Here is a 26,859-nt window from a genome sequence, read left to right as displayed (position 1 = left end):
CAAAGACAACGAACGCATTAAAATTTATTATCGTAACATATCATTCCTGCAATAACGTTTTACTAATTTGCGTTTTAAGGCTAATTTGTAGGTTATTTTGAAACTAATATTGTGATTTTAGATCAAATTCGATATAATTCTAGATGTTATTTTACAAAGTTCGTATTTTTCATCAATGTGTCTATCATACTCTTCGGGTTAAAGGGGAATTCAAATGAAAAAATTGGTCTTGATCGGCGGAGGTTACGGAAACATGCGTGTTCTTCATCGCTTATTGCCCAACCAGCTGCCTCATGATGTTTCAATCACGTTAATTGACAGAAATCCTTATCACTGCTTAAAAACAGAATATTATGCCCTTGCCGCAGGCACAATTTCTGACCACCATATCAGAGTGACGTTCCCAGAGCACCCTCGCCTGGATGTCGAGTACGGCGATATTTCATCAATTGATATTGCACAAAAACAAGTGCTGTTCCATGACCGCGAACCGATTTCTTACGATGACGCAGTGATCGGGCTCGGCTGCGAGGATAAATATCATAACGTGCCGGGAGCGCCCGAATTCACCTACAGCATTCAAACCATCGATCAGTCCCGCGAAACCTATCAAAAGCTGAACAACTTATGCGCCGAAGCGACTGTTGCCATTGTCGGAGCAGGCCTTAGCGGCGTTGAACTTGCAAGTGAATTAAGAGAAAGCCGTGACGATCTGAACATTATTTTGTTTGACCGCGGAGATCTCATTTTATCAAGCTTTCCCGAGCGTTTGAGCAAATATGTGCAAAAATGGTTCGAAGAGCACGGTGTCCGCATTATTAACAGGGCAAATATCACAAGAGTAGAAGAAGGCGTTGTGTATAACCACGATGACGCAATTTCCGCAGACGCCATCGTATGGACAGCCGGCATACAGCCGAATAAAGTCGTCAGAGACTTGGATGTGGAAAAGGACGCACAAGGCCGTGTCGTGTTAACCCCTCATCACAATGTCCCGGGTGATGAACATCTGTACGTTGTCGGAGATTGTGCCAGCCTTCCTCACGCACCGAGTGCCCAGCTGGCAGAAGCTCAAGCTGAACAGATTGTCCAAATATTGCAAAAACGCTGGAATGGTGAAGCCCTTCCTGAATCAATGCCTCAGTTTAAGCTGAAAGGCGTTTTAGGTTCACTCGGAAAAAAAGCCGGCTTCGGACTTGTTGCTGACCGGCCGCTGATCGGCCGTGTTCCGCGTTTGCTGAAATCCGGCTTGCTGTGGATGTACAAACACCATAACGGATAATAGCAGAACCGCTGATGAAGTCAGCGGTTTTCTGTATAACCGTATCTCTCCATTTCCTCATATACATCCTTCAATTTCGGATTGCCTTCTCCGACAATTTTATTTTCTACGAGGACGAGCGGATAAAAATATTCGTCATTTCTAATTTTTTCCGCAAGCTGTTTTACGTTTTCGACGTCAGGCGGCTCGTAAATGTCGATGTATTGGATTTCAAAAGGCTGATTCGGATATTTTCTTTTCAGCGCAGCCTCAAGCCATTCATATGTATCTTTAGCCGTCGGCATATTGACACAGCTTGCACAAACGGTTTCTGCCCCATATACGCTGAGCATGACTGTTTTGGTCATTGATAAGTGCCCCCATTTCTCTGCGTTACATTCTTTCTATTAAGTATACAGAGACAAAAGACGTTTTTATAGAAAAAAACCGTTTTTGTGTTCAAGTCTGAATGTGCTATAATAATGGGAGCAATTCTGCAAACCAAACAATAGATTTTTATTGTTACACTGAATATAATGGTTTTATGACGACGAAAGGAGCGAATGTCATGACTGAAGTTGAAATGAAAGAACAGGTGCAGGAAGTACTGGACAAACTTCGTCCGTTTTTACTTCGTGACGGCGGTGACTGTGAGCTTGTAGACGTTGATGAAGGTATTGTTAAACTTCGTCTTCTAGGCGCATGCGGCAGCTGCCCAAGTTCAACAATTACGCTGAAAGCCGGAATTGAACGCGCTCTTCTTGAAGAAGTGCCGGGTGTAATTGAAGTAGAACAAGTCTTTTAATAAAGCAGCCAGGCTGATATTTGATCAGCCTGGCTTTTTTTATGAGAGATATTGGTCAAACCATGAGCTTATATAGGCCAGGCGCTTGATCCGCTGTCCCGGGTGTCCGCTGCGTGACAAATTATGCGTCGCTTTCGGAAAACGGACCAGCACGGTTTCCTTGTCCATTTTTTTCAAGGCGATAAAAAGCTGTTCAGCCTGTTCAATCGGGCACCGGTCATCACGTTCGCCATGAAGAATTAAAAGGGGCGTCTCCACATTTGCCGCATATTTTAAAGGGGAACGGTCCCACAGTTTTTCTGTATCGGTAAACATGTCATGCTCAAGCTGCCAGTCCGTGAAAAAATAGCCGATATCACTAACGCCGTGAAAGCTGAGCCAGTTTGAAATCGAACGCTGAGTGACAGCTGCTTTAAAACGATTTGTCTGCCCCACGATCCAGTTGGTCATAAAGCCTCCGTAGCTTCCGCCTGTGACGCCTATCCGCTCGGCATCAATCTGCGAGTCTCTTTTGATCGCCTCATCCACTGCCTGCATCACGTCCTGATAGTCTTTTCCGCCGTAATCCCCTCTGACTGCGTTCACAAATTCCTGTCCGTAGCCATGGCTTCCTCTTGGATTTACATAAACCACTGCATATCCTTTCGCCGCCAGCACCTGAAATTCGTGAAAATATGTATGCCCGTACATCATATGCGGACCGCCGTGTATATTGAGAATAAGCGGATAGTTTTTGCCCTCTGCAGCCTGAGCAGGTTTCATCAGCCAGCCGTTCACCGTCATCCCGTCTTCTGTCACATATTGAATGTCTTCAGGTAACGAAATGAGGTGCTCGTCAACAAACTTGTCATTCGCATCAGTCAGCCGTTTTTCTTCCTGTCCAAGCGGAATGCTGTATAGCTCACTAGGTCTGTCGGGCTTTGTCATACTGGCAATAAAGCTTTGTTCATCAGGATGAATGGAAAAGCTGTTGATATATTCTTTTTCTAACCGAATCGGATATACGAGTCCTTCTATAGAAACATAATAGATTCCCGTGCTGCCTTGTTCTGTGCCGATGACATAAAACCCTTGACTGTCTTTTGTCCAAACCGGGCGCTGTTCAGCTCCTCCTATCAGTGAGTCTCCAATCAACGCATCCGCTAAGTGAACGTCCAACATATCAGTGAGACACGTAAGGCGGTCTTGCTCTATATCATAAAGCCACGCTTTTTCTAGCGTTGCATTCCGATATTCCTGTTCATGCCCAAGCAAAGCAAGGTACCTTCCGTCCGGTGAAAAAGAGCTGGGTCCGAATGAGCCGCGATGAGAGGTAATCAGCTTGAGATCTTCAGCCTCCAGCGACACCATGCAGACATCGTGCGGCTTGCTGGCATCATCCGTTTCAGTCAAATTAGCCGAAAAAACGAGAGATTTGCCGTCAGGAGAAAAAGCCGGATCGAAGTGGTCAGCTTTTTCATTAGTCAGCTGTTTTACCTCACCAGACTTCACGCTGACAAGCACAAGCTGCGCATACGCGCCTCTCGTCAGCCCTTTTCCATCCCGTTTATAGGCTAAACCATGCACTTCAACCGGTTCAAAGCTGTCGGGTTCCGTTTTCTCTTGATCATAAACACTTTCTTCATCTCCCAGGCTGACCGTGACAAGCACTGACTCTCCATCCGGAGACCATACCGGCTGAGACACGCCATACGGAATATCAGTCAGTTTTTTTGCTTCCCCGCCTTCAGCGCTCATTATATAAAGCTGAGACACATCGCCATCACGGTCAGAAACAAACGCAATCTGGCGTCCGTCCGGAGACCATCTAGGATCAGTGTTCCGCTTTTCTCCATGTGTCCAAGGAATGGACGCGCCGCTTTCCGCATCATATACCCATATATTTGAAGTATATGAATCTTTCTCTTTGTTTGCTTGTGACTTCACATAAGCCGCACGCTTGCCGTCCGGGGCGTATTGAGGGTCTGTCACCGAGACAATGGCTGTCATATCTTCCGCGGTCATCAGCTTTTTCATACCAATCTCCTCCTTTTTACATGTATTTCGTTTTTCTAAATAAAAATCCCTTTATATCATGAAGAAAAAAAGCGTCCTCCGCTGACGCTGAGGAACGCTTGGAATGAACTATACACTTTTCACTTGATAGAAAGGATTTCGCTCTATTATACTTCCCTCTTTCGGAACGGTCAAAGCGTCGACTTCACAATGCGGGAAATGAAGTGCGAGCTGCTCTTTCAGCGCTTCTCCTTTTCCTTTTTCGGTCATGACGAGAATCGTCGGGCCCGCTCCGCTGAGGGCAGTTCCATAAGCGCCTTTCATCTCGGCAACATGCTCCACTTTAGACAATTCCGGGACAAGCATCGCCCGATACGGCTGATGGAACATATCCTTTTTCATGATTTTTCCGACGAGCGGCCAATCCTTTGACATGATCGCCGCGATGAGAATGTTGCTGACGGCGCTGGCTTTTACAGCGTCCGCATATGGAAACTCTGCCGGGAGCACGTCCCGCGCGTCTCTTGTCAGCACCTCGTAAAAAGGAATGACAACCACAACATCAATGTCGGCATCCGGCACGCGGATCATTTGCGTCTCGTCGTCTTCATGCAGTCCGATCACAAGCCCGCCGACGAGAGAAGCGCCTGCATTGTCCGGATGTCCTTCTTCAAGGCTGGCTAAATGCAGCTTGTCCGCTTCGGAGAGCTGTAAACCGCATAATTCGTCTGCCAGTTCTATAGCCGCCACTATGGCCGCAGCACTGCTGCCAAGACCGCGTGCAAGCGGGATGTCGCTCCACACTTTCACATGTGCAGGAGGCATTGCTTTTCCGTACATATCTGCCGTCCGTTTCGCCACTTGATAGATCATATTATCTGTACCCGCCGGAATTCCGGCGACTGTTTCTGTTTCAGCTTCAAAAGACCATTGATCGCTTTCAAAGACGGTCAGCTTTAAATATCTGCTGAGCGCCATTCCGACTGAATCAAAGCCGGGGCCTAGGTTAGCCGTGCTTCCTGGAACAGTGACAGAGAACAGCATGTCGGCATCGTTCATACACGGGCCGCTCCTTTTAAGTATTCGAGGATGCTGTCTTCATCAGTCGGCAGGGTGACCGGCTTCATTTCAGAAATGTCGACCGCTGTGTTCGGGTCTTTCAGCCCGTTCCCTGTTAACACAGCCACAACCTTGCTGCCTTTCGGAATTTCTCCGGATTTTACTTGTTTCAGCACACCTGCAATAGATGCGCAGGAGCCCGGTTCTGCAAACACGCCTTCTTCACGGGCAATCAGCTGATACGCATGAAGAATTTCATCGTCAGTGACTTCGTCAATTTTCCCATTGGACTCCTCAGCCGCTTTTACAGCTTTATCCCAGCTTGCCGGGTTTCCGATACGAATCGCTGTTGCCACTGTTTCCGGGTTTTCAATGACTTCGTTGCGGACGATCGCAGCCGCACCTTCCGCTTCAAAACCGCGCATTTTCGGAAGGCCAGTGCCGTTTTTCTCATGATATTCTTTGAAGCCCTTCCAGTACGCTGTGATGTTTCCCGCATTTCCGACCGGAATCGCCAAAACGTCCGGTGCTTCGCCCAGCTGTTCGCATACTTCAAAGGCAGCTGTTTTTTGGCCTTCGATGCGGTAAGGGTTGACCGAGTTGACAAGCGCGATCGGTGATTTTTCACAAATTGAACGGACAATTTTAAGGGCATCGTCAAAGTTGCCGTCGATCGCAATGATTTCAGCTCCGTACATGACTGCTTGAGCGAGCTTGCCAAACGCGATTTTCCCGTTCGGGATGATGACAATACATTTCATATCGGCGCGGGCTGCATAAGCAGCCGCAGCCGCTGATGTATTTCCGGTTGACGCGCACATAATCGTGTCGTTGCCTTCTTCTTTCGCCTTTGCCACCGCCATGACCATCCCGCGGTCTTTAAAAGATCCAGTAGGGTTTACGCCTTCTGTTTTGACATGGAGCTCAATCCCGAGCTGTTCAGACAGCTTCGGCAAATGAATGAGCGGCGTATTGCCTTCATGTAACGTAAGCGCCGGTGTTTGATCCGTTACGGGTAAAAACTCTTTATATTGATGGATAAGTCCTTTCCACATTAGCTCCAACCGTTCCCTTCTACACGATATGTGCTTTTGACTTCTTGAACGACTTCCAAATCATTTAAGTTTTGCAGGATATCACTGAAATCAGCTTCTGATGTGTGGTGTGTGACGATGACGATTTCTGCTAACTCATCATGCCCCTTAATCGGCAGCTGAAGAATTTTCTCAAAGCTGACGCCCCGTTCTGAGAACACAGACGTGATTTTCGAGAATGAGCCTACCTCATCCTTCACGTGAATTCTCAAAAATTGCTGTGCATAAATATCGGACGGCGACTTCATGTTTTTCTCATATTGCGGCGCAACAAAGCTGTTGCCGGTTACGCCGAGACGCATGTTTTTCATGACAGCAACCAGGTCAGACACAACTGATGTGGCTGTCGGCATGCTTCCCGCTCCCGGGCCATAGAACATCGTCTCTCCGACAGCTTCGCCATACACGTAGACGGCGTTATATTCATTATGCACGGCAGAAAGCGGATGGTGATCTGGAAGCAGCGTCGGCTGAACGCTGACTTCAATTTTGCTGCCGTCACGCTGGGCAATTCCGATCAGCTTCATTGTGTAGCCGAGGCGTTTGCTGAAGCTGATATCCTCGTCTGTAATCTGGGAGATCCCCTTCACTTTGACATCTTCCAGATCGACGTTCATTGAGAAGCCGAGACGCGCCAATATTGCCATTTTCCGTGCGGCGTCGAGCCCTTCCACATCTGAAGTCGGGTCAGCTTCGGCAAACCCGAGATCCTGCGCTTCCTTAAGCACTTCCTCGTAAGGGCTTTTCTCTTTAATCATTTTGGTTAAGATAAAGTTCGTTGTTCCGTTTACGATTCCCATCATTTTAGTAATCCTGTCTGATGAGAGGCCTTCCTCTAATGTGCGAAGAATTGGAATCCCGCCGGCAACGCTGGCTTCGAAGTAAATATCACAGCCATTTTCCTTTGCTTCAGCTAGCAGTTCAGAACCGTACACGGCCATTAAATCTTTGTTTGCCGTGACAACGTGTTTTTTCGATCTCAAAGCGTCAAGCAAATATTGCTTTGTCTGCTCAACACCGCCGATCACCTCGATGATGACATCAACATCTGGATCGTCGATCACATCATATACTTCTGTCGTGAGCACTTCCTTCGGCAAATCTACTTCTCTTTTTTTCTCTAAATCTTTCACAAGCACTTTTTTTATTGTAATTGGACAGCCAACCTGATGCATCAGCTTATCCTGATGGTCTTGAATAATTTTAACGACACCGCTTCCGACGGTACCTAAGCCTAAAAGCCCTACACGAATTGCTTTCAAAAAAACTCCACCCTTCTTCGGATTGTCCTCTCAAGAGAGACAATTGTTAACTCAACACAGACATATAAGTTACAAATATTATATAAGCCCATTTCTGTTTTGACAAGACAACAATCTGCTGAATTTTGCGAATGTAAACGCTTAACCAATTGATATGACAAGATTCTTTATTTTCTAATTATTTTTGTCAGATTTTCTCCTTCCTTACAAGCCGCCCTTTCCGAGCCAGCTGACAGGGGGGACAAAAATGTTCTGCGCTCTCATGTTCATAAACTCCTGGGCGGCATTCAGAAATTGTTCATAGCCCGAATCGCTGAGAATGTAGTCGAGCTGCTCTTCATAATAGTGCTTTTCCGATTCTGAAGAAATATAGTAGCCTTCCACGATTTCATAATAATGAAGCGGAAAAAGGAGACGGCTGTACAAAAGACGTTTCGAAAATGAAGACAGCGGTGTGATTTGCTCGTATTCCTGCAAAAAGCGAAAGCCCTGCCGGTTAAAATCATCACGATGATGCAAAAATGTGTGTCTCATATATTCGGCTAAATCGCGTGCAGCGTGGTCAAATACCCAGTCAGCCGGAATCCTGATAAGGGATTCAGAAGACCACGTATTTCTTTCCATCCTCTGATGGCATATTGTTCCTGAATCAGCTGCTTGCGGTTTGTCATCGAGCTCAGTATCGACTAAATATTGAATCGCGTTTTCTGACAGTCCTAAATAATATGGAAACGATTCAATCATTTTTTTATCAAAGGGCTCGTGCGGAGGGGTATGAACCTTTCGCTGCCAAAACGCTTCAAGCTGATCAATGCGTTTTCCCCACAGGTCTTTCCACTGTCCGATTCTTCCGGCCTCCTTCACTTCGTACGGGTATCCTCTGCCCTTTCGATGAAACTCCGCCAGTTCTGTCCCTATGGAAAATGCCCGGTTTGAAAAAGGAGGGGCCGCCTTCAGCAGGGCGTACGTTTTTCCTTCATGTTCAAAGGTCAGCTCGCCCTCTTTTGTAAAGATAAAAACGGAAACGTATGGGTCACTTTGTTCTTGTAAATACTGACTCATGTAATAAAGCTCCGTCAGCTCCTCGTCTGAAAAATGGGAAACGGGAACAATCAAAAAGAAGGAATTCGGTGTTTGAAAGCATTGATACGTATGCTGATACATTGAAAGCTGCCTGATATGAATGCCGTATTTTTCTTTTATTGTGCCTTTCACAATGATCACCTGCCTGTTGAATTAGGGCTCATCACATCGTAGTCATACACAGGCGGAATTATGAATACATATTTTAATCCGACGAAGGAGCAAGAAAAAGTCGTAAACATCTCGTACGTTTTGTATAAACTAGTAAAAAAAGATTGGGTGAAGTTGATGTCAGATAAAGAACAAATCAGTCAGATGGAAGCCAAAGCAAGAGAACGGATGAAGGAGCGCGGCGTTGAGGTATCCGATATTGCCGAGCTTGTCTTTTTTCTGCAGAAAAAATATCATCCGGATTTAACCATGGATGAATGCACGTTGAATGTGAATCGGGTCCTCGCAAAGCGTGAGGTGCAAAACGCGATTTTAACGGGCATTGAATTGGACGTTCTTGCTGAGCAGAAAAAACTGTCTGAACCGCTGCAAACGATGCTGGAGATAGATGAAAGCCTATATGGAGTAGATGAAGTTCTGGCATTTTCCATCGTGAATATTTACGGGTCCATCGGGTTTACAAACTATGGCTACATCGACAAAGAAAAACCCGGTATCCTCGGCCGTTTAAATGATAAATCAACCGGCGAATGCCATACATTTCTTGATGACATTGTCGGCGCCATTTCCGCTGCGGCCTCCAGCAGGCTTGCACACCGCGCGCGGCATACAGAATAAAGGGCACCCTTTTGGGGCGCCCTTTTTTATATATGCTGAATCCACTCAGTCAGAGAATCAATAGCGTGAGTCGGTTTTTCCATATCGTCTGTCATATGCTCTCTTTTCGTTACGCCTGTGTGGACAAGCAGCGTATCCATCCCTGCATTAATGCCTGCCATAATGTCAGTCGCGTAGTTGTCGCCGACCATAAGTGTTTCGGATACATCAGTGCCGAGAACACGCATCGCCTGCTCCATGATGATGGATTCCGGCTTGCCGATAAATACCGGCTGCACGCCTGTGGATACGGTTAACACAGAGGTCAGTGAACCGTTGCCCGGCAGGAGGCCTCTTTCAGTCGGTATGGCAATGTCACCGTTTGTGGAAATAAAGCGGGCGCCATTTCTGATTGCGAGGCAGCCGACGGCAAGTTTTTCGTATGTAATCCCGCGGTCAATTCCGACAACAACAAAGTCCGCCTCTTCCTCTGCAAAGGTCAGGCCGTTTTCTTCAATCGCCTGGCGAATTCCTTCTTCCCCGATCACATACACAGACGCGTCTTTTTTCTGCTGGGCGATATGCTGGGCAGTCGCCATGCTTGTCGTAAAAACCTGCTCCTCTGTTGCCGGAATGTCAAAAGAGACCAGCTTGTCCGCCACCTGCTTCGGTGTGCGGGAAGAGTTGTTTGTCACAAAAAGATAAGGAATGCCGCGGTCTTTCAGCGTTCTGACAAATTCACAAGCTTCCTCGATTTTTTCTGTGCCGTTGTACATCGTTCCGTCTAAATCAATTAGATATCCTTTATATGTTTTCATTTTTAAACACTCCTGTGGCTTTCCTGTCGTTATTTAAACGCGGAAACAGGGCCCAGCTCTGTTTCCAAGTAGCTTCTGATTCGTTTCGGAAAGACTTGAAGGACCGCTAGATGCGCGGTGATCAGCTTGTAAAGCTCTGCACTGTCAGCGAGCTGGTATTGCTGAACCAATGTTTTTCGGTACGCAATCAATTGCTTCAGCTCTGCCCCCTCTTCTTCCGTTACGACTTTTTCATCAACCAGTATGTCCATGATATCATCATAGCTGCCCGGGTCCCGCATAATAAAACCGTCAATCATGTCATTTCCTGTATCGAGAATGCATTCGATTAACAGGTGGCCGATGCGTTCAAGCGCGAGCCCCTCGATCTCGGATTTCCAGTCTGTTTGCGAATGAAACAGCTCCAGCTGACGCTCGAAGAACCCGAGTGTATGCTCTATCTTGTTTCTGTCAACAAAATACATGACAGCATCCCCTTTGTGTAATGGTTATTTTCTGATCCGTTTTAAGACAAAATACGCACAGCCGAAATTACAGTATTCGTAAATGTATTCGTCCAATGTGCTGATTTTCGTTTCAAAGGTCGCCTTTTGATTCTGGTCGTCAAAGAAGCCCTTGAGCCTGAGCTGGCCGTATCCCCAGTCTCCCACAATGTAATCGTATTTATTTAAAATATCGGAATAACGGGCTTTAAAAGCCTCTTCGTTGAAGCCGTCTTTGAAATTGTGCACCAGCTCAAATTCGGCATTTTGAATAAGAATCATGATCTCACCTCTTTTTCACTCATTCCTATCATAATTCATTGCCCCGTCCCCATCAATTGCTAAAGAATAATTCGTGTGATTTGGCTACCCTACACATGAGGAGGGATTACAAATGAAGCGAACTGCTGTCAGCCTCTGCCTGATGACCGGGCTTTTATCCGGATGCGGAGGCGCAGGACTCAATAACGCTGAACAGAATGCCCAGCATCAAAATGAAACCAGGCCCATTCATGTATCTGACCGCAATGAAGCTTTTAACAGGCATGATGAGAATGAACAGTTTGGTTATGTCCGCTATCAAAAAGAACAATTTGACGGCGAACAGCAGGAGACACCGGCGCCAGACCGTGAAGAAACCGCTCACATCATATCAAGCTTAACGGTTCAGCTCCCTCATATTCAAGATGCCGCAGCGCTTGTCACTGACCAAGAAGCGCTTGTCGTGTACAAAACAGATTCGAATAACCGTGAGCTGACAGCTGATCAAGTGAAAAAAACGGCGGTTTCGGTGATTCCGCGTTACTATCATGTGTACATTTCCGACAATCCAAATCACATGCAGGCCATCAAAAATTACAGCAATCTCGGTTCCGGTTCAAGAGATGTCAGAGACATCATGTCGGGGACGATACAAGAAATGAAAACCTCCCCGCAAGGAAGCCCTGTCTCGGAAAACGAAAATGCCAATGGAGAAACACGCCAGGACAAGGAAACGAATAGGAATGACAAAAACGCCAGATGATCTGGCGTTTTGGCATTATGCTTGCGCTTGGCGTTTTTTAGATGCTTCGTTAACCTGTTCATCCGCATGGTAGGAGGAACGGACAAGCGGACCGGCTTCACAGTGGCTGAAGCCTTTTTGCATCGCGATTTCCTTCAATTCTGCAAATTCATCAGGGTGATAATATTTTTGGACTTTTAAGTGCTTCTTCGACGGCTGCAGATATTGGCCTATTGCCATAATATCAACATTGTTTGCCAAGAGGTCGTCCATCACTTCGATAATTTCTTCTTTCGTTTCACCGAGTCCGATCATGATGCTTGATTTTGTCGGGATGTCAGGCTGCATTTCTTTCGCGCGGCGCAAAAATTCCAACGAACGGTCGTACGTCGCACGCGCGCGGACTCTTGGCGTCAGGCGGCGAACCGTTTCGATATTGTGATTCAGGATGTCAGGGCGCGTATCCATTAACGTTTTTAAGTTATCATAGTTTCCGCCCATATCTGACGGAAGCACCTCAATCGTTGTGAACGGGCTTTTTCTGCGGATTGCACGGACAGTTTCCGCGAAAATACCCGCACCGCCGTCTTTTTGGTCATCACGCGCAACAGCTGTGATAACCGCGTGTTTCAGATTCATCAGAGCGACGGAATCTGCTACGCGTTCCGGCTCTTGCAGGTCAAGCTCAGTCGGAAGGCCCGTTTTGACTGCGCAGAAACGGCACGCTCTCGTACAAACGGATCCTAAGATCATAAATGTCGCTGTACGTCTCACTGCCCAGCATTCATGAATATTCGGACATTTTGCTTCTTCACATACGGTGTGCAGATTGTTTTCCCGCATGAGTTTTTTGAGTCCTGTATAATTTTCATTTGTATTTAATTTGATTTTGAGCCATTCGGGCTTTCTGAGGTGTTCGTCTTTCTTTGCCAATTCCCATCATCTCCAATATCCAATATACTCAATTTCTGACACGAAACATTCTGAAAACGAGATAGGTGCAGTTTTTTCATTTCTGCAACAAAAATAATGTTTTTCTAACTAAAGAAAGTCTTTTCTTTAGACACTTTAACATAGGAAAAATTTCTCGACAAGGGAAGATGATTACTGACATTTTCTCGCCGGGTTGCCGCAAACTATGTGTATTCAATATTGAAAGGAGATTATTTTGTGAAAGTTGTGTTATCTGCCCTTCTTCTCCTTTTGTTTGCATTTGAACCTTATGCGTCTGGTAAAGAGCTTTCAGATCCGGTGCTTTCCAAACGGATGGAATTATATCATAAAGTCGAGGCTGTAACGCAGATTCCTTGGTATGCGCTTGCCGCTGTTGATCAATACGAGGAGAATGTGCGGAGCAACAGAAAGGATCTGCCTGACAAAACGGGAATCATCAGCATCTATGTACCGGATGAGATCTGGAGCGGACCAGAAAACCCGAATCTGAAAGACGATGCGCCGTTAAGCATAAAAGTGTTTGACGGAATCGGAATGGACGGTGACGGCGACGGGAAAGCCGAGGTCAGCAATGATGAAGACATTCTGTATACATTCGCACAATATCTGCTGTCGTACGGCACAGATGAGGAGAATATCCGCATCGGGCTCTGGAATTATTACCGCCGTGATCAAACGGTGGGAATCATATCAGAGTTCATGAAGCTGTTTAAGGCTTACGGTCATATTGATTTGGGCGAGCATGCATTTCCGCTTCCGATCAGAACGGATTACAGCTACCGCAGCACGTGGGGAGACGCCCGCGGCTTTGGGGGAAGGCGGATTCATGAAGGAACAGATCTCTTTGCCCACTACGGCCTTCCTGTTAAATCCACCTGTTACGGCGTCATTGAAATGAAAGGCTGGAACCGCTTTGGAGGATGGAGAATCGGCATCAGAGATATTAACAATACGTATCATTATTTCGCCCATCTCAATGGGTTTGCAAAGGGCATTAAAACAGGGCAGATCGTTGAGCCCGGCCAAGTGATCGGGTCAGTGGGCAGCTCAGGATACGGCCCGCCTGGCACGGCCGGAAAATTTCCGCCGCACCTGCACTATGGCATGTATAAGGATAATGGAAAAACTGAATGGTCGTTTGATCCTTATCCACATTTGAGAGCGTGGGAGCGCTATGAGTACAAGAAAAAGAAATGACGAAAGCCGCCTCATGAAAAGGCGGCTTTATTTGCTGTTTTTTTCATTTTTTGAATCATGGCTGTCTTCTTCTTTGCTGCTTGGAAGCTGGACAGAAGGCGTAACACCTGAACCGCCGCTTCCGTTATAAAATTGCGGCACTTCGCCCTGCACTGCTTTAATTGATACAGGAACATTATTGGTGACCACGGCCGTTTTGCTTGCGAACGGGATGATGACCTTCACTTTAATTTCTACGAAGATGCTGATATCAATAAGTGCGTTATTAATGCCGTATGGCTTTATTTTTGTTTTGACGTCCGTAAAGGCGTCACCGATCAAATTAAACCGGACCGGGATTTTCGGGCCGAGGTTTCCAAGAAGGCTGTTTCCTGTCACCTGTCCCAATGGGATGTTGATCATAATATTTTCACTGGCGCCGCTGTGTCCGGTGTGGGTTTCCATCTCTTTCAGATGAGACTGAAGCTGTTTTGTCACCTTTGTTTTCACACTGTTTATAATCTGTGTATTAAAATCGATTGTCGTTAAATTTCCGTTTTCATCAGAATTCATTTGAAACATATCTTTCATATTTTCGCTGTCAGACATATAATCCTCAATCGAATCCTGAATCACCTCTGTTGCCACACGCTTCGTTTCCATTTCACCGATGCTCATTAATACCGGTTTAATCGAGCCGTTGATAATCCAAAGGCTGACTGTTGTTGATATGATAAAAAATACGAGTGACAGCAGCAGCACGTACCGGAAAGGCAAAGGTCCTCTCTTGCGAAGAGGGCCGCGATATCTTGGCAAGAAAATCCCCCCTTACATATCACAATGTATGCTTGTAAGGGGGGACATAGTAATAGCCGGGCCAATTTATTTTATTTCACCATTTTTAAAAGCGCTTCTCTGCCGCTCATGCCGGCATGAATGCCAAGATCTTCTGCGGCATATGTGACGGATTCTAAAGGGGCGTCTAACAGCTGGTCAATTGTTCGCACACCAACCGCCCGTCCCGCCACAATTCCACGCTCCTTTAATTTTTCATTCAGCAGCGCCACATCAAGCGCGCCGCACATAATGTATCCGTGATCATTGGAAACTGCCATGAAATTTGTTTTTGGAAGCTTTACTGTCACAGCTGTAAAAGGCTGTCCTTCGATCATAATCGGTGTCAGATTTACCACGTCAACCACTCCCTTCCTTCATCACTTTATGATGAAGGGCACGGCTTGTTGTGGGCTGACCTCCTTATTGTGCAAGCTTCCAGGCAAGCAGATCCCGCAAAAATTCCGGCATAAAATATTCTTTTACCTCGGCGTCGCGGATGATTGGAAACAGCCTGCCGAGCGTAAACATGTCAAGCACGGCCACAGCGTATTGTTTATTTTTATCTATGTCAGCTCCGTTCAGCGTAATCCGGGTGACGTGGGTCATCCCATCGTCCAGCCGTTTTGTTTCGACATCGACACCCGCGTACACCATTTTTCCCATCACTTCTCCCCGGAAGCCCAATCCTTTAATTCGGAGCTGCTCTATCTGTTCCGAAGCGGCATGAACAATCGTTTCCTTCAGTTCCTCTCCCGTCAGGCGGACAGTAACCGGGTTGATGGGGTGAGGGCAGATGCGGTGCAGGTCAAGCTTGGTCACCGGGCCGGCTTTAAGCGGTCCGAGGATGACGCCGGAATTCACCATGCTGATGTCGGCTCCGCACCATTCCTTTAACGCATATGCCAAAAGTAAAGGCAGATCAGATTCTTCAAACCACTTGACTTCAGCATCTTGCGCAAGCTCCGCAACGGCAACGGACAGCTTTTCCTTGGCTTCACGCTCTTTTTCCTCAAGAAATGCTTTGGTTTCCGCCGATTCCCCTGTCCATTCAGCCATGTTTTGAACAGACGCTGTTTTGCTGATGATTTTTCGCTTTTCAGTGTCCATCGTGATGTCTACACAGCCGACATAGTTTCCGTATTTCTCAGCGCTGGCAAGCAATACGCCGTTGACCATCTGTCCATTTTCAAGCAGATGGTGAGTATGAGACTCGAGGATAACGTCAATCTCCGGAACCGCTTCAGCAACCGCTTGATCGTCAAGAATTCCCAAATGCGACAGGAGAACGATGATATCAGCCTGTCCTTTCACTTCCTGTATGGTTTCTTTTATACTTTCGAGCGCATCAGTAACAGTCCATTCCAGCTTGTCATATACGGGATAATACGGCACCGTTACGCCTAACAAAGCGATGGTCATGCCGTTTCCCAATGTTTTGATATGGTAAGGAACCGCCCAGGACGGGCGGTTTCCGTTTTTGTCATACAGATTAGAGACGATAACGGGAAACTCGGCATGATCATATAAAGAAGCAAGCTCTTCATGAGGAAGCGTAATCCCCTCGTTATTGCCGATAGCCGCTCCATCAATTTCAAGACGGTTTAAGAGGTCTACATTGGCTTTTCCGAATGTCGCCTCTGTCACAAAATGAAAACGATCAATATGATCACCAATATCAAAAACGAGCGTCTCTTCGCTGTGCAACTGATGTTCTTTTCTTTTTTGCTCAATATAATCTGTTATTTTTGGCCAATTTTCAAAATGGCTGTGCAAATCATTTGTGTGATATAAGCGGAGCTTCTCTTTCATACCATTCTCTCCCTAATCGTTCAGCTGAAAATGCCTTCATAAATGAGCTGGCAGCCGATCAAAATTAATACGATCCTCATAATCATAACGATCGTTTTCGTCTGCATTTTTCGGTTGATGGCGGCGCCAAGCCTTCCGCCGAACCAAGCGCCGGGCACAAGTGCGAGGGCATACAGCCAATTCACATGCCCGGACATGATATGTGAAACAGATCCTGTCATAGAGGACAGGAAAATAATGAACATGGACGTTGCCACCGCAACCTTTGGCGGGAACAGAAATAACAGCATCATGGCCGGAACCATCAGCGAGCCGCCGCCTATTCCAAAGAGCCCGCCTAAAAAGCCGACAACAAAGGCGATGGCAATCCCGACAGGCGCCTGATACGAGTAAGTATAGGGCTCTCCGGCATCATCCTGAAAAGTCCGTATTATTCCTCTGTGCTCTTTGTTTACCGGCCGCGCCTTCGCTTTCAGCATTAAGGATAATGAAATAAGAATCATAAATATGCCAAACCAAATGGAAAACGAGTTTGAATTAAAAAGCTTTGACACGTAAGCCCCAATAATGCTGCCGGGACCTGAACCGATAAAGAAAATGAGCCCGCTTTTATAATCAACCGTTTTATATTTAATATAAGCCAAAGTTGAGGAAAGACCCGTAAAAATAATGACCAGAAGCGAAGTCCCGATGGCGACCTGCGGCGTCACATCCTGAAAATACGGCGTCACCGCGCTTAAAAACATCATGGCCGGAACGATGACAATCCCGCCGCCGAGTCCAATCAAACTTCCTACCGTACCCGCAATAAATCCCAGTACGATCAAAATCACAAACGACATCAATCAAAACCTCTTTTCTAAAATAAATCGAGCTGTCTCGGAGAAAGTCCGGAGTACTCGATATCAAGCAGTTCAAGCATCTGCTTGCCGTTATCCGCGGCGTCTCCGCCGGAATTGTTGTTGAACAGGACAAATACATCTTTACACTGCTGCTGCAATTCATTCAGATGCTTTTTCCAGTCTTCCAGCTCCTGTTTGTTATAGCGGTATAAATATCTGACCTCACGCCAGTTTTTCCCGCCATCAGGCTTCATCCAGCCCTGCTTATTGCGTCCGTGAAACCTGACGAGCGTTTTGTTTTCATCGGTCGCCCGCAACACAGTCGGGACACTTCCATCGCCGATTTGCGGTTCATCACATACGCTGTGAATCCAGCCTTCCGCTTTCATAAAGGAAAGCGTCTGCTCATAAAATGGCGGCGAAAACCAGGAGCGGTTTCTGAACTCAAGCGCGCAAGGAATATCGCCCATTTGATTTTTGCACCATCTTAAATAAGCGACATTTTCTTTCTTGCAGTCAAACCACGGCGGAAATTGAAACAGCACCATGGCGAGCTTATTGCTATGTAAATATGGCGTTAAGGACAGCTTAAAAGCATCAAACATCTCCTCTTTGGAGTCAAACGGAATGTCGCCGCGCTGATGCCCCGTCATGCCCTGATACGCTTTAATGATAAATTGGAAGGTTTCCGGTGTTTCCTTCACCCACTTTTCATTGTTGCGCGCCGGCTGAATCGCGTAAAAGCTCGCGTCTAATTCCACGATCGGAAAATGGGAGGAATAGGCCTGCAATTTTTTCTGGCTGGCCGTTTTCGGCGGATAAATGCTGTCATGATCCCCCCATCCCGTCAGTCCGATATAAATCACAATCATTCACCTCTCTTCCAGTTTATCACACGCGTTTTCAGGTTTCCTCGGAAATGCTGTTCATATTGCGGAAAAACGCTGAGCGCAGATGCTGATATTGTTCCTCATTGGTATCCAAAAACGCCTCCTCTCTTGAGGAAGGGATATTTTGGTACTCAATAGGCTCCTGAAACTGTTCACTCGTAAAGTCATACACAGCCCCATTTATGCTGTTATAAAAATGCCAGCTCCCACCGACCTTTGTTTTGAAAATATCGCCCCCGAATTGCTCCTGTATCACCAATGCCGTCACGCCGCATTGGCCGCATGCCGGGCATTCTTTCGTCCATTTGGAACTCGTATGCAGCGACGATGATTGATTTTTAAAAACCAAAGTCACTGACATAAAAAAACCGGCAGAATTCAATCTGCCGGGCTTACGAAGGAACGACCAATGCTCCCTCAATTCCGCTGTCTGCTTTCTCCCCATCACTGTACACGCTCCGTCCTCTGCTGTAGGTGGCCGAGATGCGGCAGGGGAAAGTATGTCCTTCATAAATGCTCTGCTTATGTTTTGCAAACATCGTTTCTGTTGTGACTGTGTACGGCTCCATGCTGACGAGAACGAGATCCGCGTCTCGCCCCTCTTCAAGCCTCCCTTTTTGCTGAAGGCCGAATCGCTTCGCGGGTGCCCCCGCTGTCCATTCAGCAATGGTTTCAAATGGAATATCCCGCTCAAGGGCCAATTCAAGCATGGCCAATAAAGTAAACTGCCCGCCGCTGATTCCGCCCCATGACAAAAACATATTATCCTCCCGCTTCAGAGAAGGACGGCAGGGGGAGTGGTCCGAGGACACCATGTCAATATCCCCCGCGATCAGCGTATCAATTAACGCCTCTTTTGATGGCTGCGATCTGAGCGGAGGGGCGCATTTTGCGACAGAACCCCTTTCGCGTAAATCGTCATGGCTGAACAAAACATAATGCGGGCATGTTTCGACCGAAACATCAAGCCCTTCCCGTTTCGCCTCTCTAATCAGCCGAACCGCTTTCACCGTGCTGATATGGACAAAATGAACCGGACAGCCCGTCACTTTCGCATACTGAATCGTGCGATACACCGCTTCAGCTTCGGCTTCCTCCGGGCGGGAGGCCGCGTATGCATCTGCATTCACTTTCCCTTTATTCGCCCATTCCATCTGCAAAAAGCTTGTGATCGCATCGCTTTCTGCGTGAAGAGCAAGGATTTTTCCTGCGGCCGCGATTTCTTTCATGCCTTTGAGCAAGGTCCGTTCATCAACAGAGCGAAACTCCTCTGTGCCTGATTTTGATAAAAATGCTTTAAATCCTATCGCACCCGCTTCAGCCATCGGATGTATGTCATCAATATGACCGGGCACAAGGCCGCCCCATAACGCAAAATCCACCGCCGATTTTTGCCTGCCGATTTCAGCTTTTGCGAGAATGTTTTCAGCCGTCACCGTGGATGGAATGCAGTTCAGCGGCATATCAAAATAAGTGGTGCAGCCGCCTGCAGCCATCATCTGTGAGCCTGTTTCAAACCCTTCCCAATCCTCTCTGCCCGGTTCGTTGAAATGAACATGGCAATCGATCGAACCCGGAAAAATATATTGCCCGCTAGCCTCCACAACTGGTGCCCCCTCTGCTTCAATTGCAGAACCGATCTTGGCAATTGTCCCGTTTTTCATTGCAATATCAGCTTCTTTAACACCATCCGGCGTGACTGCCTTTGCTCCTTTTATTACTAAATCGTAAGCCATACTGAACCCTCCCCTGTAAGGATGATGAATTTTTATGTCAGTTTATGTAACACAATCAGTCTATTTTCAACATTTTACTGTTACTATGATCGTATTACATCAGCAAAACAGCTAGAATTAATAATGAAATTTATTCATCTTAACCAATGGTTACTTTTTGTGAAAAAAGGAGAATGAGCTATGAATATTTTTGATGTGATGAAAATACCGGCTTACGAAAATGCAGTTTTAATTGCGGGCAAAGCAGGGGGAGAAAGAGAGGTTCAGCATGTCAACATGATGGATGCTCCTGATATCGCGGATTTTCTGCATAAAGACGAGCTGCTCGTCACCACCGCGTATCACCTGAAGGACAATCCTCACCAGTTATCAGAGCTGATTCGGCAAATGGCAAAACGCGGCTGTGCCGGTCTCGGCATTAAAACAAAACGCTACCTGGAGGATATCCCGAAAGAAATTATTGACCTCGCCGATTCACACGCGTTTCCTATCATTGAGCTCCCTGAGCATATACGCCTCGGAGACATTGTCAACGCCACGCTGAGCCATATTCTTGATATGCGTTCAAACGAGCTTCAGCAAGCCATTTACGCACATAAGAAATTCACAAACCACATTATGAGCGGCAAGGGATTGCAATCTCTGCTCAAAAAGGTATCAGACCTCCTTCATCTTCCCGTGCTGCTCCTTGACCAGCATGCCAAAATGCTTTCTGCATCTCATCAGATTTCATTTGAAACCGAAAAGCTCAAAAGCACGCTGCACACCGTGTCCGGGCCGTTTTTCACTTGTTTTTCTTCGATCTCAAATCAGAAAACATATTCTGTCCTTCCTATCTATAATCATGAAAAAAGCTGCGGCTACCTGCTTATACCGGAAATGGTCCAAGCCGCTGATAAAGGATTGATTCTCACCATTGAACAGGCTGCGAACGTGATTTCCTTTGAGCTGCTGAAGGAAAACGCGCTGAAGCAATACAGCCGGCGGGCGCGGAATGAGTTTTTCAGTAATTTTATCGAGCGGTCGTTCTCTTCAGACGACGAAATCAAAAACCGGGCAAAAGAATTTAAGCTCAGCTGGGATCAAAAATATATGTGCATCGCCGGAAAGCTCGACCGGAATGACAGATCGATCAGCTTTACTGAAAATCAGCTGGCCTCTGACAGTGTATTTGAATTTCTCGAAGGCGAATTGTCTGCCTTCCCATTCCCGCCTCACCTCTTTATTAAAGGAAATGTCGGCATTCTGCTGATCGAGGCGACAGACAGCTGGAGTGAAATGCACGCTTCGGTGATCAGCTTTTTAGAGCAGTTTCAGGCACAGGTTAAAAACCAATTTAAACGGACATTGTCCTTTGGCATCAGCAACATTTGCCAAAAGCTGATCGATGTTCCGGACGCTTTCACAGAAGCGTCTGACGCTCTCCAATCAGGGCATTTATCAAGAAGCACGGAGTTTATCCAAGTGTATCACGCGAAAGATGTACCTGAGTTGCTCCGCCTGCTTCCGGTTGAGGATTTGAAGAAATTTTACAATTCCACTCTTCAAAGCCTGGCTGAAAAGCAGCAGGAGGATCAAAGCCTGCTTCATACACTGTCTGTCTATCTAGAGACACACTGCCAGATTTCCGAGACGGCAAAACGTTTGTACGTGCATCGCAATACGGTCATCTACCGCCTCGAAAAATGTGAAGAATTACTGGGCAAAAGCTTAAAAGATCCCGAAACGACAATGCGGTTGCGGCTTGCCTTGCGGATGCAGCGGCTGATTAGCTAGCATTTGTCACATGGTGTTACAAAAGAAATGGCTTTTCGTTACTTTCAGCAATAACGCTCCTATTTTTCAGCTACTGTATCCAATGACATCCCGCAAACGGCACGCTATCATGTTACTAAAGTTCACATGTAAAAGGAGGGACTGTAGTGAAACAAAAACCGTTTGCAGTGTTCACTCTTGGCCTGCAGCATGTGCTGGCCATGTACGCAGGTGCGATTTTGGTGCCTCTGCTTGTCGGCAGAGCGCTGAATGTAACGTCGGAACAGCTGTCTTACCTATTGGCGATTGACCTGTTAACGTGCGGAGCCGCGACGCTTTTGCAGACCTGGCGAGGAACGCACATCGGCATTGGGCTTCCCGTCATGCTCGGCAGCTCGTTCGTGGCCGTCACCCCGATGATTGCAATTGGTGCAAATTACGGCATTTCAGCGATTTACGGTTCAATCATCGCAGCCGGTGTCTTGATCTTCTTGTGTGCCCGTTTCTTCGGCAAGCTGACCGTGTTATTCCCTCCTGTCGTAACAGGAACTGTTGTCACCTTGATTGGTCTTTCTCTTGTTCCGACAGGTGTGAAAAATATGGCTGGCGGAGAAAAAGCAAACGGCAGCGCCAATCCCGAGTACGGTTCGCTCGAAAATCTTCTTCTTTCTGTCAGCGTCCTTATCCTGATCTTAGTCCTCAACCGCTTTCTCAAAGGGTTTGCCCGAACGCTTTCCGTTCTGATCGGGATTGCTGCGGGTACTGCGGCGGCTGCCGTCATGGGCAAGGTCAGCTTTTCATCTGTATCTGAAGCCCCATTCTTTCAAATCCCAAAGCCGTTTTACTTCGGCGCTCCATCTTTTGAAATCGGTCCGATCATCACGATGCTGATCGTCGGAATTGTCATTATTGTTGAATCAACCGGCGTTTTTTACGCCATCGGAAAGATATGCGGCCGGCCTCTAACCGAAAAAGATCTGGTCAAAGGCTATCGGGCGGAAGGAATCGCCATTATGATAGGCGGGCTGTTCAACGCCTTTCCCTATAATACATTTGCACAAAACGCCGGATTATTGCAGCTGACAAAGGTGAAAACGAGAAATGTCGTCGTCACCGCGGGCTGTATCCTTCTTTTCCTTGGGCTGATTCCTAAGGTTGCCGCTCTTGCTTCCTCCGTTCCCGCGGCTGTGCTCGGCGGCGCAACCGTTGTCATGTTCGGCATGGTTATCGCCTCCGGAGTAAAAATGCTCAGTACAGTGGATCTGAAAAACCAATATCATCTGCTGACCATCGCCTGCTCAATCGCACTCGGTATCGGCGCCAGCACAGTACCGGCGATTTTCGCAGAGTTTCCCGCTCCGATCCGCATTCTGGTCAGTGACGGCATGATCACAGGAAGCCTGACTGCGATCTTTTTAAACCTATTCTTCAGTTTGCGCGACAGAAAGGAAAAAACCGTTCAGAAGGAAAAACAGCCTGTATTAGAAAACACACTCGTTTTAGAAAAAGAGGTGTAAATAGAGATGAAGGAACAGTATCATTCCTTTCAGCTTTTGATGCTTGGGCTTCAGCATATGCTGGCGATGTACGCGGGAGCCATTCTCGTCCCTCTGATCGCCGGAGCTGCGATCGGGCTCAATGCGGGCCAGCTGACGTATTTAATTGCCATTGATTTGTTTATGTGCGGGGCTGCGACTCTGTTACAGCTCTGGAAAAACCGCTATTTCGGCATCGGCCTTCCTGTTGTGCTCGGCTGTACGTTTACTGCAGTCGGCCCGATGATTTCTATTGGCAGCACATACGGTGTCTCAGCGATTTACGGTTCGATTATCGCAGCCGGGCTGATTGTCGTTTTAGCCGCGGGCTTCTTCGGGAAGCTTGTCCGTTTTTTCCCGCCGGTCGTAACCGGCTCAGTCGTTATGATTATCGGCATCAGCCTGATTCCGACGGCGATGAATAACCTGGCCGGCGGCGAAGGCAGCAAAGACTTCGGCTCACTAGGCAACGTGCTCCTTGGCTTTGCCGTTACAGCCTTTATTTTAGTGCTGTTTTATTTCTTTAGAGGGTTTATCCGCTCCATTGCGATTTTGCTCGGCCTTGCAGCTGGAACGGCAGCCGCTTTCTTTATGGGAAAAGTCGATTTTTCTGAGGTCGCGGAGGCGTCCTGGGTTCATATTCCTTCTATATTTTATTTCGGCACGCCAACCTTTGAGCTGCCCGCCATTCTCACCATGCTATTGGTTGCGATTGTCAGCCTTGTTGAATCAACGGGTGTTTACTTTGCTCTATCCGATATGACAAACCGGAAACTAACAGAGAAAGATCTTGAGAAAGGCTACCGTGCGGAAGGGCTTGCGATTGTGCTTGGCGGCTTATTGAACGCGTTTCCTTATACAGCCTTCTCGCAAAATGTCGGTATCGTTCAGCTTTCAAAAATGAAAAGTGTCAATGTCATCGCCATCACCGGGTTTATGCTGATGGCAGTCGGTCTGATTCCAAAAGCCGCGGCATTGACGACCGTGATCCCGAATGCAGTGCTCGGCGGCGCGATGATTGTCATGTTCGGCATGGTCATTTCTTACGGTATTAAAATGCTTTCCGGCGTCGATTTTGAATCACAAGGCAATCTGCTGATCATTGCTTCTTCTGTCAGCTTAGGGCTTGGCGCCACGACGGTGCCCGCCTTGTTTTCCTCTCTCCCGGGAGCAGCTTCCGTGTTGACCGGAAGCGGCATTGTCATTGGCAGCTTAACCGCGATCGCATTGAACACTTTTTTTCAATGCAAACAGCCCCATGGCGCAGAAATCAATACGTAAAGGGGAGATGGCTCATGTTCACAATTGACGACCTGAATCAAATGGATAGACAAACACTGGCTGACACACTTGGATCTATTTTCGAGCACTCTGCATGGATTGCGGAGGAGGCCGCGGCACTCCGCCCATTTTCCTCCCTTTCTGATTTGCATCAAAAAATGTCCCGCTTAGTCAAAGCTGCGGATCGCAAGACACAGCTTGAGCTCATCTGCAAACACCCTCGCCTCGGCACCAAGAAACCAATGAGCGCTTCCTCTGTAAAAGAGCAGCAAAACGCAGGGCTCAGTAAGCTTGAACAGCAGGAATACGAGGAATTTCTCAAACGAAATGAAGACTACTATCATAACTTCGGTTTTCCTTTTATTTTAGCGGTAAAGGAAAAAACGAAACAGGAGATCCGCCAAGCTCTGCTGACAAGGCTGAAGAACAAACCAGAAACAGAATTCCAGCAGGCTCTTGAGGAAATATACCGCATCGCCCGCTTTCGTTTAGAGGACATCATTACAGAAAAAGGAGAGATTCTAATGAAAAGAACCATGTCTTACGGCAAAGGAAATGTGTTTGCATACCGAACGTTTTTAAAACCGCTCACAGGCATAAATCAAATCCCAGAGTCTTCTTTTACGGGCAGAACCAATACAGTTGTCGGCATTGATGTGACATGCGAAATTGGCGGAGATGCCTTTTTGCCCTCATTTACAGACGGAGATAATACGCTCATCGTGGCTACGGATTCGATGAAAAACTTTATTCAGCGCCACCTCGCTTCCTATGAGGGAACAACCACCGAAGGCTTCTTGCATTATGTGGCTCACAGATTTTTAGACACCTATTCTCATATGGATACGATCACCCTGACAGGTGAAGACATTCCGTTTGAAGCGATGCCTGCATACGAGGATCAAGAGCTCGGCACAAGCCAGCTTGTCTTCAGAAGATCGCGCAATGAACGCGCTCGGTCGGTGCTGAAAGCAGAACGAATGGGGGATACGATAACGCTGAAGGAGCAATACAGCGAAATAACGGATCTCCAGCTTGTCAAAGTAAGCGGAAACTCCTTCGTCGGCTTTATCAGAGACGAATATACGACTCTCCCTGAAGATGGAAATCGTCCGCTCTTTGTCTATTTAAACATCAGCTGGCGTTACGAACATACGGAAGATGCATACGCCGCCGATCCAGCCCGTTACGTGGCGGCTGAGCAGGTCCGTGACTTAGCGAGCACTGTATTTCACGAGCTCGAAACGCCCTCCATTCAAAACTTAATCTATCATATCGGATGCAGAATATTAACGAGATTCCCGCAGCTCACGGATGTCAGCTTCCAATCTCAAAATCACACATGGGATACAGTCGTCGAAGAGATTCCGGGCACAAAAGGAAAAGTCTACACAGAACCGCGCCCGCCATTCGGTTTCCAGCGGTTCACCGTGACGAGAGAAGACGCCGAGAAAGAAAAACGGAAAGCCGGGGAAGCATTAGGGAGCCTGAATGCCTGATGGGAAAGCTGACAACACATATCTTGGATTTAACCTGCGGCAAACCCGCGGCAAACGTAAAAATCGAATTGAAGCGGCTGTGCGAAGACAAAAGTCTTATTCTTATCAAAGGGGCTTTTACGAATAAGGACGGCCGAGTCGATGCTCCGCTCCTTGCGGGAGAAGAGCTGAAATCAGGGGAGTATGTGATGGAGTTCCATGCGGGGGATTACTTTGCGGGAAAGAAAGCGAACACGGCTGAGCCGTTCTTAACGATTGTAACAGTTCGTTTCCATCTTTCTGATCCGGAAGCTGATTATCATATCCCGCTTTTGCTGTCGCCGTTTGGTTATCAGGTGTATAGGGGGAGTTAAGAAAAGAGCCCGCCCGCTGGTGAGGCGGGCTCCGCAAATGTTTAGGGGTTGCTGGATCACTGCATAAATAAAAGACCCTCCCTATTGTGAGAGGATTCCTGCGAATTATGCCACATCAGGACCTCGTATTTGAGAGTTCGAGTTTCTTTTTTATATATTAAATTTATCGTTCTCTATTTCTACTTAGACTAAAAAAAATTTAAAATCAATTAAACTAGTATCACTATCAAGTTATCTCCATCAGCATATCATGTACTATCCTCTTTTAAGGGAGGTGAAGTTATGAGGTCATTCCCTTTGATCGTGGTGCTATTCATCCTATTAATCATCGTTGGCACTTCTTTCTTCGGTGGCTATTAAGAACTCACCTTACCCCATATCCGTCAGACGCCATAAGAATTCTTTATGGCGTTTGTTTTGCTATAGCGACAAGGTTTTGACAGGGAAATATAACACTCGCTACAAATCCTCGTCCTCCATTACAATATGAGATGAGAGCGAGATGTTTTCCCACAACGCGGCCGCGTCTTGATCACGCTCTTCAATTAATCCCACCATTTAG

28 protein-coding genes are annotated in these 26,859 nt (G+C 47.0%); 11 read left to right on the top strand and 17 right to left on the bottom strand.

All coding sequences use genetic code 11. The annotated features are described in order from the left end of the window. Nucleotides 1-214 precede the first annotated feature (214 nt). Nucleotides 215-1,282: an NAD(P)/FAD-dependent oxidoreductase gene (locus H7F27_RS04955; protein WP_024122723.1), complete on the top strand. Its 1,068-nt coding sequence runs from the start codon at nucleotides 215-217 to the stop codon at nucleotides 1,280-1,282. A gap of 20 nt (nucleotides 1,283-1,302) precedes the next feature. Here H7F27_RS04955 and H7F27_RS04950 read toward each other — a convergent pair whose 3' ends face one another. Further along, a complete protein-coding gene (locus tag H7F27_RS04950; RefSeq protein WP_024122724.1) occupies nucleotides 1,303-1,629 on the bottom strand; it encodes a YuzD family protein in 327 nt (108 codons plus the stop codon). Between the two features lie 101 nt (nucleotides 1,630-1,730). Here H7F27_RS04950 and H7F27_RS04945 point away from each other — a divergent pair, with 101 nt between their 5' ends. After that, complete coding sequence (locus H7F27_RS04945) at nucleotides 1,731-2,066, top strand: NifU family protein (protein ID WP_174754433.1); 336 nt, start codon at nucleotides 1,731-1,733, stop codon at nucleotides 2,064-2,066. A gap of 39 nt (nucleotides 2,067-2,105) precedes the next feature. On the opposite strand, the gene H7F27_RS04940 is transcribed toward H7F27_RS04945, so the two are convergent. The 5 genes from H7F27_RS04940 to yutH all read right to left on the bottom strand — a co-directional run bounded on the left by H7F27_RS04940 (nucleotide 2,106) and on the right by yutH (nucleotide 8,694). Next, nucleotides 2,106-4,082 (bottom strand): S9 family peptidase, encoded by a 1,977-nt coding sequence (locus tag H7F27_RS04940; RefSeq protein WP_185848666.1) that lies wholly within the window; start codon nucleotides 4,080-4,082, stop codon nucleotides 2,106-2,108. Between the two features lie 108 nt (nucleotides 4,083-4,190). After that, the gene (gene thrB / locus H7F27_RS04935; RefSeq protein ID WP_101860004.1) at nucleotides 4,191-5,120 is read right to left on the bottom strand and encodes a homoserine kinase; all 930 of its coding nucleotides are present in this window, start codon (nucleotides 5,118-5,120) and stop codon (nucleotides 4,191-4,193) included. Further along, nucleotides 5,117-6,175, bottom strand: coding sequence for a threonine synthase (gene thrC, locus H7F27_RS04930; RefSeq protein WP_024122727.1), 1,059 nt, complete (start codon nucleotides 6,173-6,175; stop codon nucleotides 5,117-5,119). Before thrC ends, thrB begins: the two co-directional genes overlap by 4 nt. Next, complete coding sequence (locus H7F27_RS04925; protein WP_106019499.1) at nucleotides 6,175-7,476, bottom strand: homoserine dehydrogenase; 1,302 nt, start codon at nucleotides 7,474-7,476, stop codon at nucleotides 6,175-6,177. The genes thrC and H7F27_RS04925 overlap by 1 nt, the downstream gene beginning before the upstream one ends. A gap of 204 nt (nucleotides 7,477-7,680) precedes the next feature. After that, nucleotides 7,681-8,694, bottom strand: coding sequence for a spore coat-associated protein CotNH (yutH, locus tag H7F27_RS04920; protein WP_185848926.1), 1,014 nt, complete (start codon nucleotides 8,692-8,694; stop codon nucleotides 7,681-7,683). A gap of 153 nt (nucleotides 8,695-8,847) precedes the next feature. Here yutH and H7F27_RS04915 point away from each other — a divergent pair, with 153 nt between their 5' ends. After that, nucleotides 8,848-9,348 (top strand): phosphatidylglycerophosphatase A family protein, encoded by a 501-nt coding sequence (locus H7F27_RS04915; RefSeq protein WP_024122730.1) that lies wholly within the window; start codon nucleotides 8,848-8,850, stop codon nucleotides 9,346-9,348. Nucleotides 9,349-9,374: 26 nt separating this feature from the next. On the opposite strand, the gene nucF is transcribed toward H7F27_RS04915, so the two are convergent. From nucF to H7F27_RS04900, 3 genes are read right to left on the bottom strand one after another with little or no spacing between them, the layout of a single operon-like run. After that, nucleotides 9,375-10,145, bottom strand: coding sequence for a 5' nucleotidase NucF (gene nucF / locus H7F27_RS04910; RefSeq protein ID WP_024122731.1), 771 nt, complete (start codon nucleotides 10,143-10,145; stop codon nucleotides 9,375-9,377). A 29-nt stretch (nucleotides 10,146-10,174) separates the two neighbouring features. Next, nucleotides 10,175-10,609: a DUF86 domain-containing protein gene (locus tag H7F27_RS04905; protein ID WP_024122732.1), complete on the bottom strand. Its 435-nt coding sequence runs from the start codon at nucleotides 10,607-10,609 to the stop codon at nucleotides 10,175-10,177. A 24-nt stretch (nucleotides 10,610-10,633) separates the two neighbouring features. Continuing rightward, nucleotides 10,634-10,909: a YutD family protein gene (locus H7F27_RS04900; RefSeq protein WP_003228682.1), complete on the bottom strand. Its 276-nt coding sequence runs from the start codon at nucleotides 10,907-10,909 to the stop codon at nucleotides 10,634-10,636. 112 nt (nucleotides 10,910-11,021) lie between these two features. Here H7F27_RS04900 and H7F27_RS04895 point away from each other — a divergent pair, with 112 nt between their 5' ends. Further along, entirely contained in the window at nucleotides 11,022-11,651 is a 630-nt protein-coding gene (locus H7F27_RS04895) for a YhcN/YlaJ family sporulation lipoprotein (RefSeq protein WP_024122733.1), read from the top strand. 15 nt (nucleotides 11,652-11,666) lie between these two features. Here the strand turns inward: H7F27_RS04895 and lipA are convergent, their stop codons facing one another. After that, the gene (gene lipA / locus H7F27_RS04890) at nucleotides 11,667-12,563 is read right to left on the bottom strand and encodes a lipoyl synthase (RefSeq protein ID WP_010331747.1); all 897 of its coding nucleotides are present in this window, start codon (nucleotides 12,561-12,563) and stop codon (nucleotides 11,667-11,669) included. 237 nt (nucleotides 12,564-12,800) lie between these two features. Here lipA and lytH point away from each other — a divergent pair, with 237 nt between their 5' ends. Then, nucleotides 12,801-13,781, top strand: a complete 981-nt coding sequence (gene lytH, locus H7F27_RS04885) for an L-Ala--D-Glu endopeptidase (RefSeq protein ID WP_024122734.1) — start codon at nucleotides 12,801-12,803, stop codon at nucleotides 13,779-13,781. Nucleotides 13,782-13,808: 27 nt separating this feature from the next. On the opposite strand, the gene yunB is transcribed toward lytH, so the two are convergent. From yunB to H7F27_RS04850, 7 genes are all read right to left on the bottom strand, one after another. Beyond that, the gene (gene yunB / locus H7F27_RS04880) at nucleotides 13,809-14,576 is read right to left on the bottom strand and encodes a sporulation protein YunB (protein WP_059292623.1); all 768 of its coding nucleotides are present in this window, start codon (nucleotides 14,574-14,576) and stop codon (nucleotides 13,809-13,811) included. A 71-nt stretch (nucleotides 14,577-14,647) separates the two neighbouring features. After that, nucleotides 14,648-14,953 carry a YunC family protein gene (locus H7F27_RS04875; protein ID WP_010331750.1) on the bottom strand — a complete coding sequence of 102 codons (306 nt, stop codon included), beginning with the start codon at nucleotides 14,951-14,953 and terminating at the stop codon, nucleotides 14,648-14,650. Nucleotides 14,954-15,017: 64 nt separating this feature from the next. Further along, nucleotides 15,018-16,406: a bifunctional metallophosphatase/5'-nucleotidase gene (locus tag H7F27_RS04870; RefSeq protein WP_101860001.1), complete on the bottom strand. Its 1,389-nt coding sequence runs from the start codon at nucleotides 16,404-16,406 to the stop codon at nucleotides 15,018-15,020. A gap of 20 nt (nucleotides 16,407-16,426) precedes the next feature. Next, the gene (locus H7F27_RS04865) at nucleotides 16,427-17,248 is read right to left on the bottom strand and encodes a sulfite exporter TauE/SafE family protein (protein WP_101860000.1); all 822 of its coding nucleotides are present in this window, start codon (nucleotides 17,246-17,248) and stop codon (nucleotides 16,427-16,429) included. A 17-nt stretch (nucleotides 17,249-17,265) separates the two neighbouring features. Next, nucleotides 17,266-18,114, bottom strand: a complete 849-nt coding sequence (locus H7F27_RS04860; RefSeq protein ID WP_024122738.1) for a DUF72 domain-containing protein — start codon at nucleotides 18,112-18,114, stop codon at nucleotides 17,266-17,268. A 37-nt stretch (nucleotides 18,115-18,151) separates the two neighbouring features. Further along, nucleotides 18,152-18,499, bottom strand: a complete 348-nt coding sequence (locus H7F27_RS04855) for a YunG family protein (protein WP_185848925.1) — start codon at nucleotides 18,497-18,499, stop codon at nucleotides 18,152-18,154. A gap of 31 nt (nucleotides 18,500-18,530) precedes the next feature. Next, nucleotides 18,531-19,874, bottom strand: a complete 1,344-nt coding sequence (locus tag H7F27_RS04850; RefSeq protein ID WP_024122740.1) for an allantoinase — start codon at nucleotides 19,872-19,874, stop codon at nucleotides 18,531-18,533. Nucleotides 19,875-20,054: 180 nt separating this feature from the next. Here H7F27_RS04850 and pucR point away from each other — a divergent pair, with 180 nt between their 5' ends. The 6 genes from pucR (at nucleotide 20,055) to H7F27_RS04820 (ending at nucleotide 26,657) form a co-directional block, all read left to right on the top strand. Beyond that, entirely contained in the window at nucleotides 20,055-21,650 is a 1,596-nt protein-coding gene (gene pucR / locus H7F27_RS04845; protein ID WP_101859998.1) for a purine catabolism transcriptional regulator PucR, read from the top strand. Nucleotides 21,651-21,850: 200 nt separating this feature from the next. Beyond that, the gene (locus H7F27_RS04840; RefSeq protein WP_395958020.1) at nucleotides 21,851-23,146 is read left to right on the top strand and encodes a nucleobase:cation symporter-2 family protein; all 1,296 of its coding nucleotides are present in this window, start codon (nucleotides 21,851-21,853) and stop codon (nucleotides 23,144-23,146) included. 6 nt (nucleotides 23,147-23,152) lie between these two features. Continuing rightward, on the top strand, nucleotides 23,153-24,445 hold the full coding sequence (locus tag H7F27_RS04835) for a nucleobase:cation symporter-2 family protein (RefSeq protein WP_185848664.1): 1,293 nt from the start codon (nucleotides 23,153-23,155) through the stop codon (nucleotides 24,443-24,445). A gap of 14 nt (nucleotides 24,446-24,459) precedes the next feature. Continuing rightward, a complete protein-coding gene (gene pucL, locus H7F27_RS04830) occupies nucleotides 24,460-25,944 on the top strand; it encodes a factor-independent urate hydroxylase (protein WP_185848663.1) in 1,485 nt (494 codons plus the stop codon). Beyond that, entirely contained in the window at nucleotides 25,944-26,297 is a 354-nt protein-coding gene (gene uraH / locus H7F27_RS04825) for a hydroxyisourate hydrolase (protein WP_106019509.1), read from the top strand. The genes pucL and uraH overlap by 1 nt, the downstream gene beginning before the upstream one ends. A 282-nt stretch (nucleotides 26,298-26,579) precedes the next feature. Beyond that, nucleotides 26,580-26,657, top strand: a complete 78-nt coding sequence (locus H7F27_RS04820; protein ID WP_072175780.1) for a YjcZ family sporulation protein — start codon at nucleotides 26,580-26,582, stop codon at nucleotides 26,655-26,657. The last annotated feature ends 202 nt before the right edge of the window (nucleotides 26,658-26,859 follow it).

Source organism: Bacillus sp. PAMC26543, from assembly GCF_014250375.1.
In the GTDB taxonomy this organism is placed as follows: domain Bacteria; phylum Bacillota; class Bacilli; order Bacillales; family Bacillaceae; genus Bacillus; species Bacillus halotolerans.
This window is presented reverse-complemented; position numbering and strand designations above follow the sequence as displayed.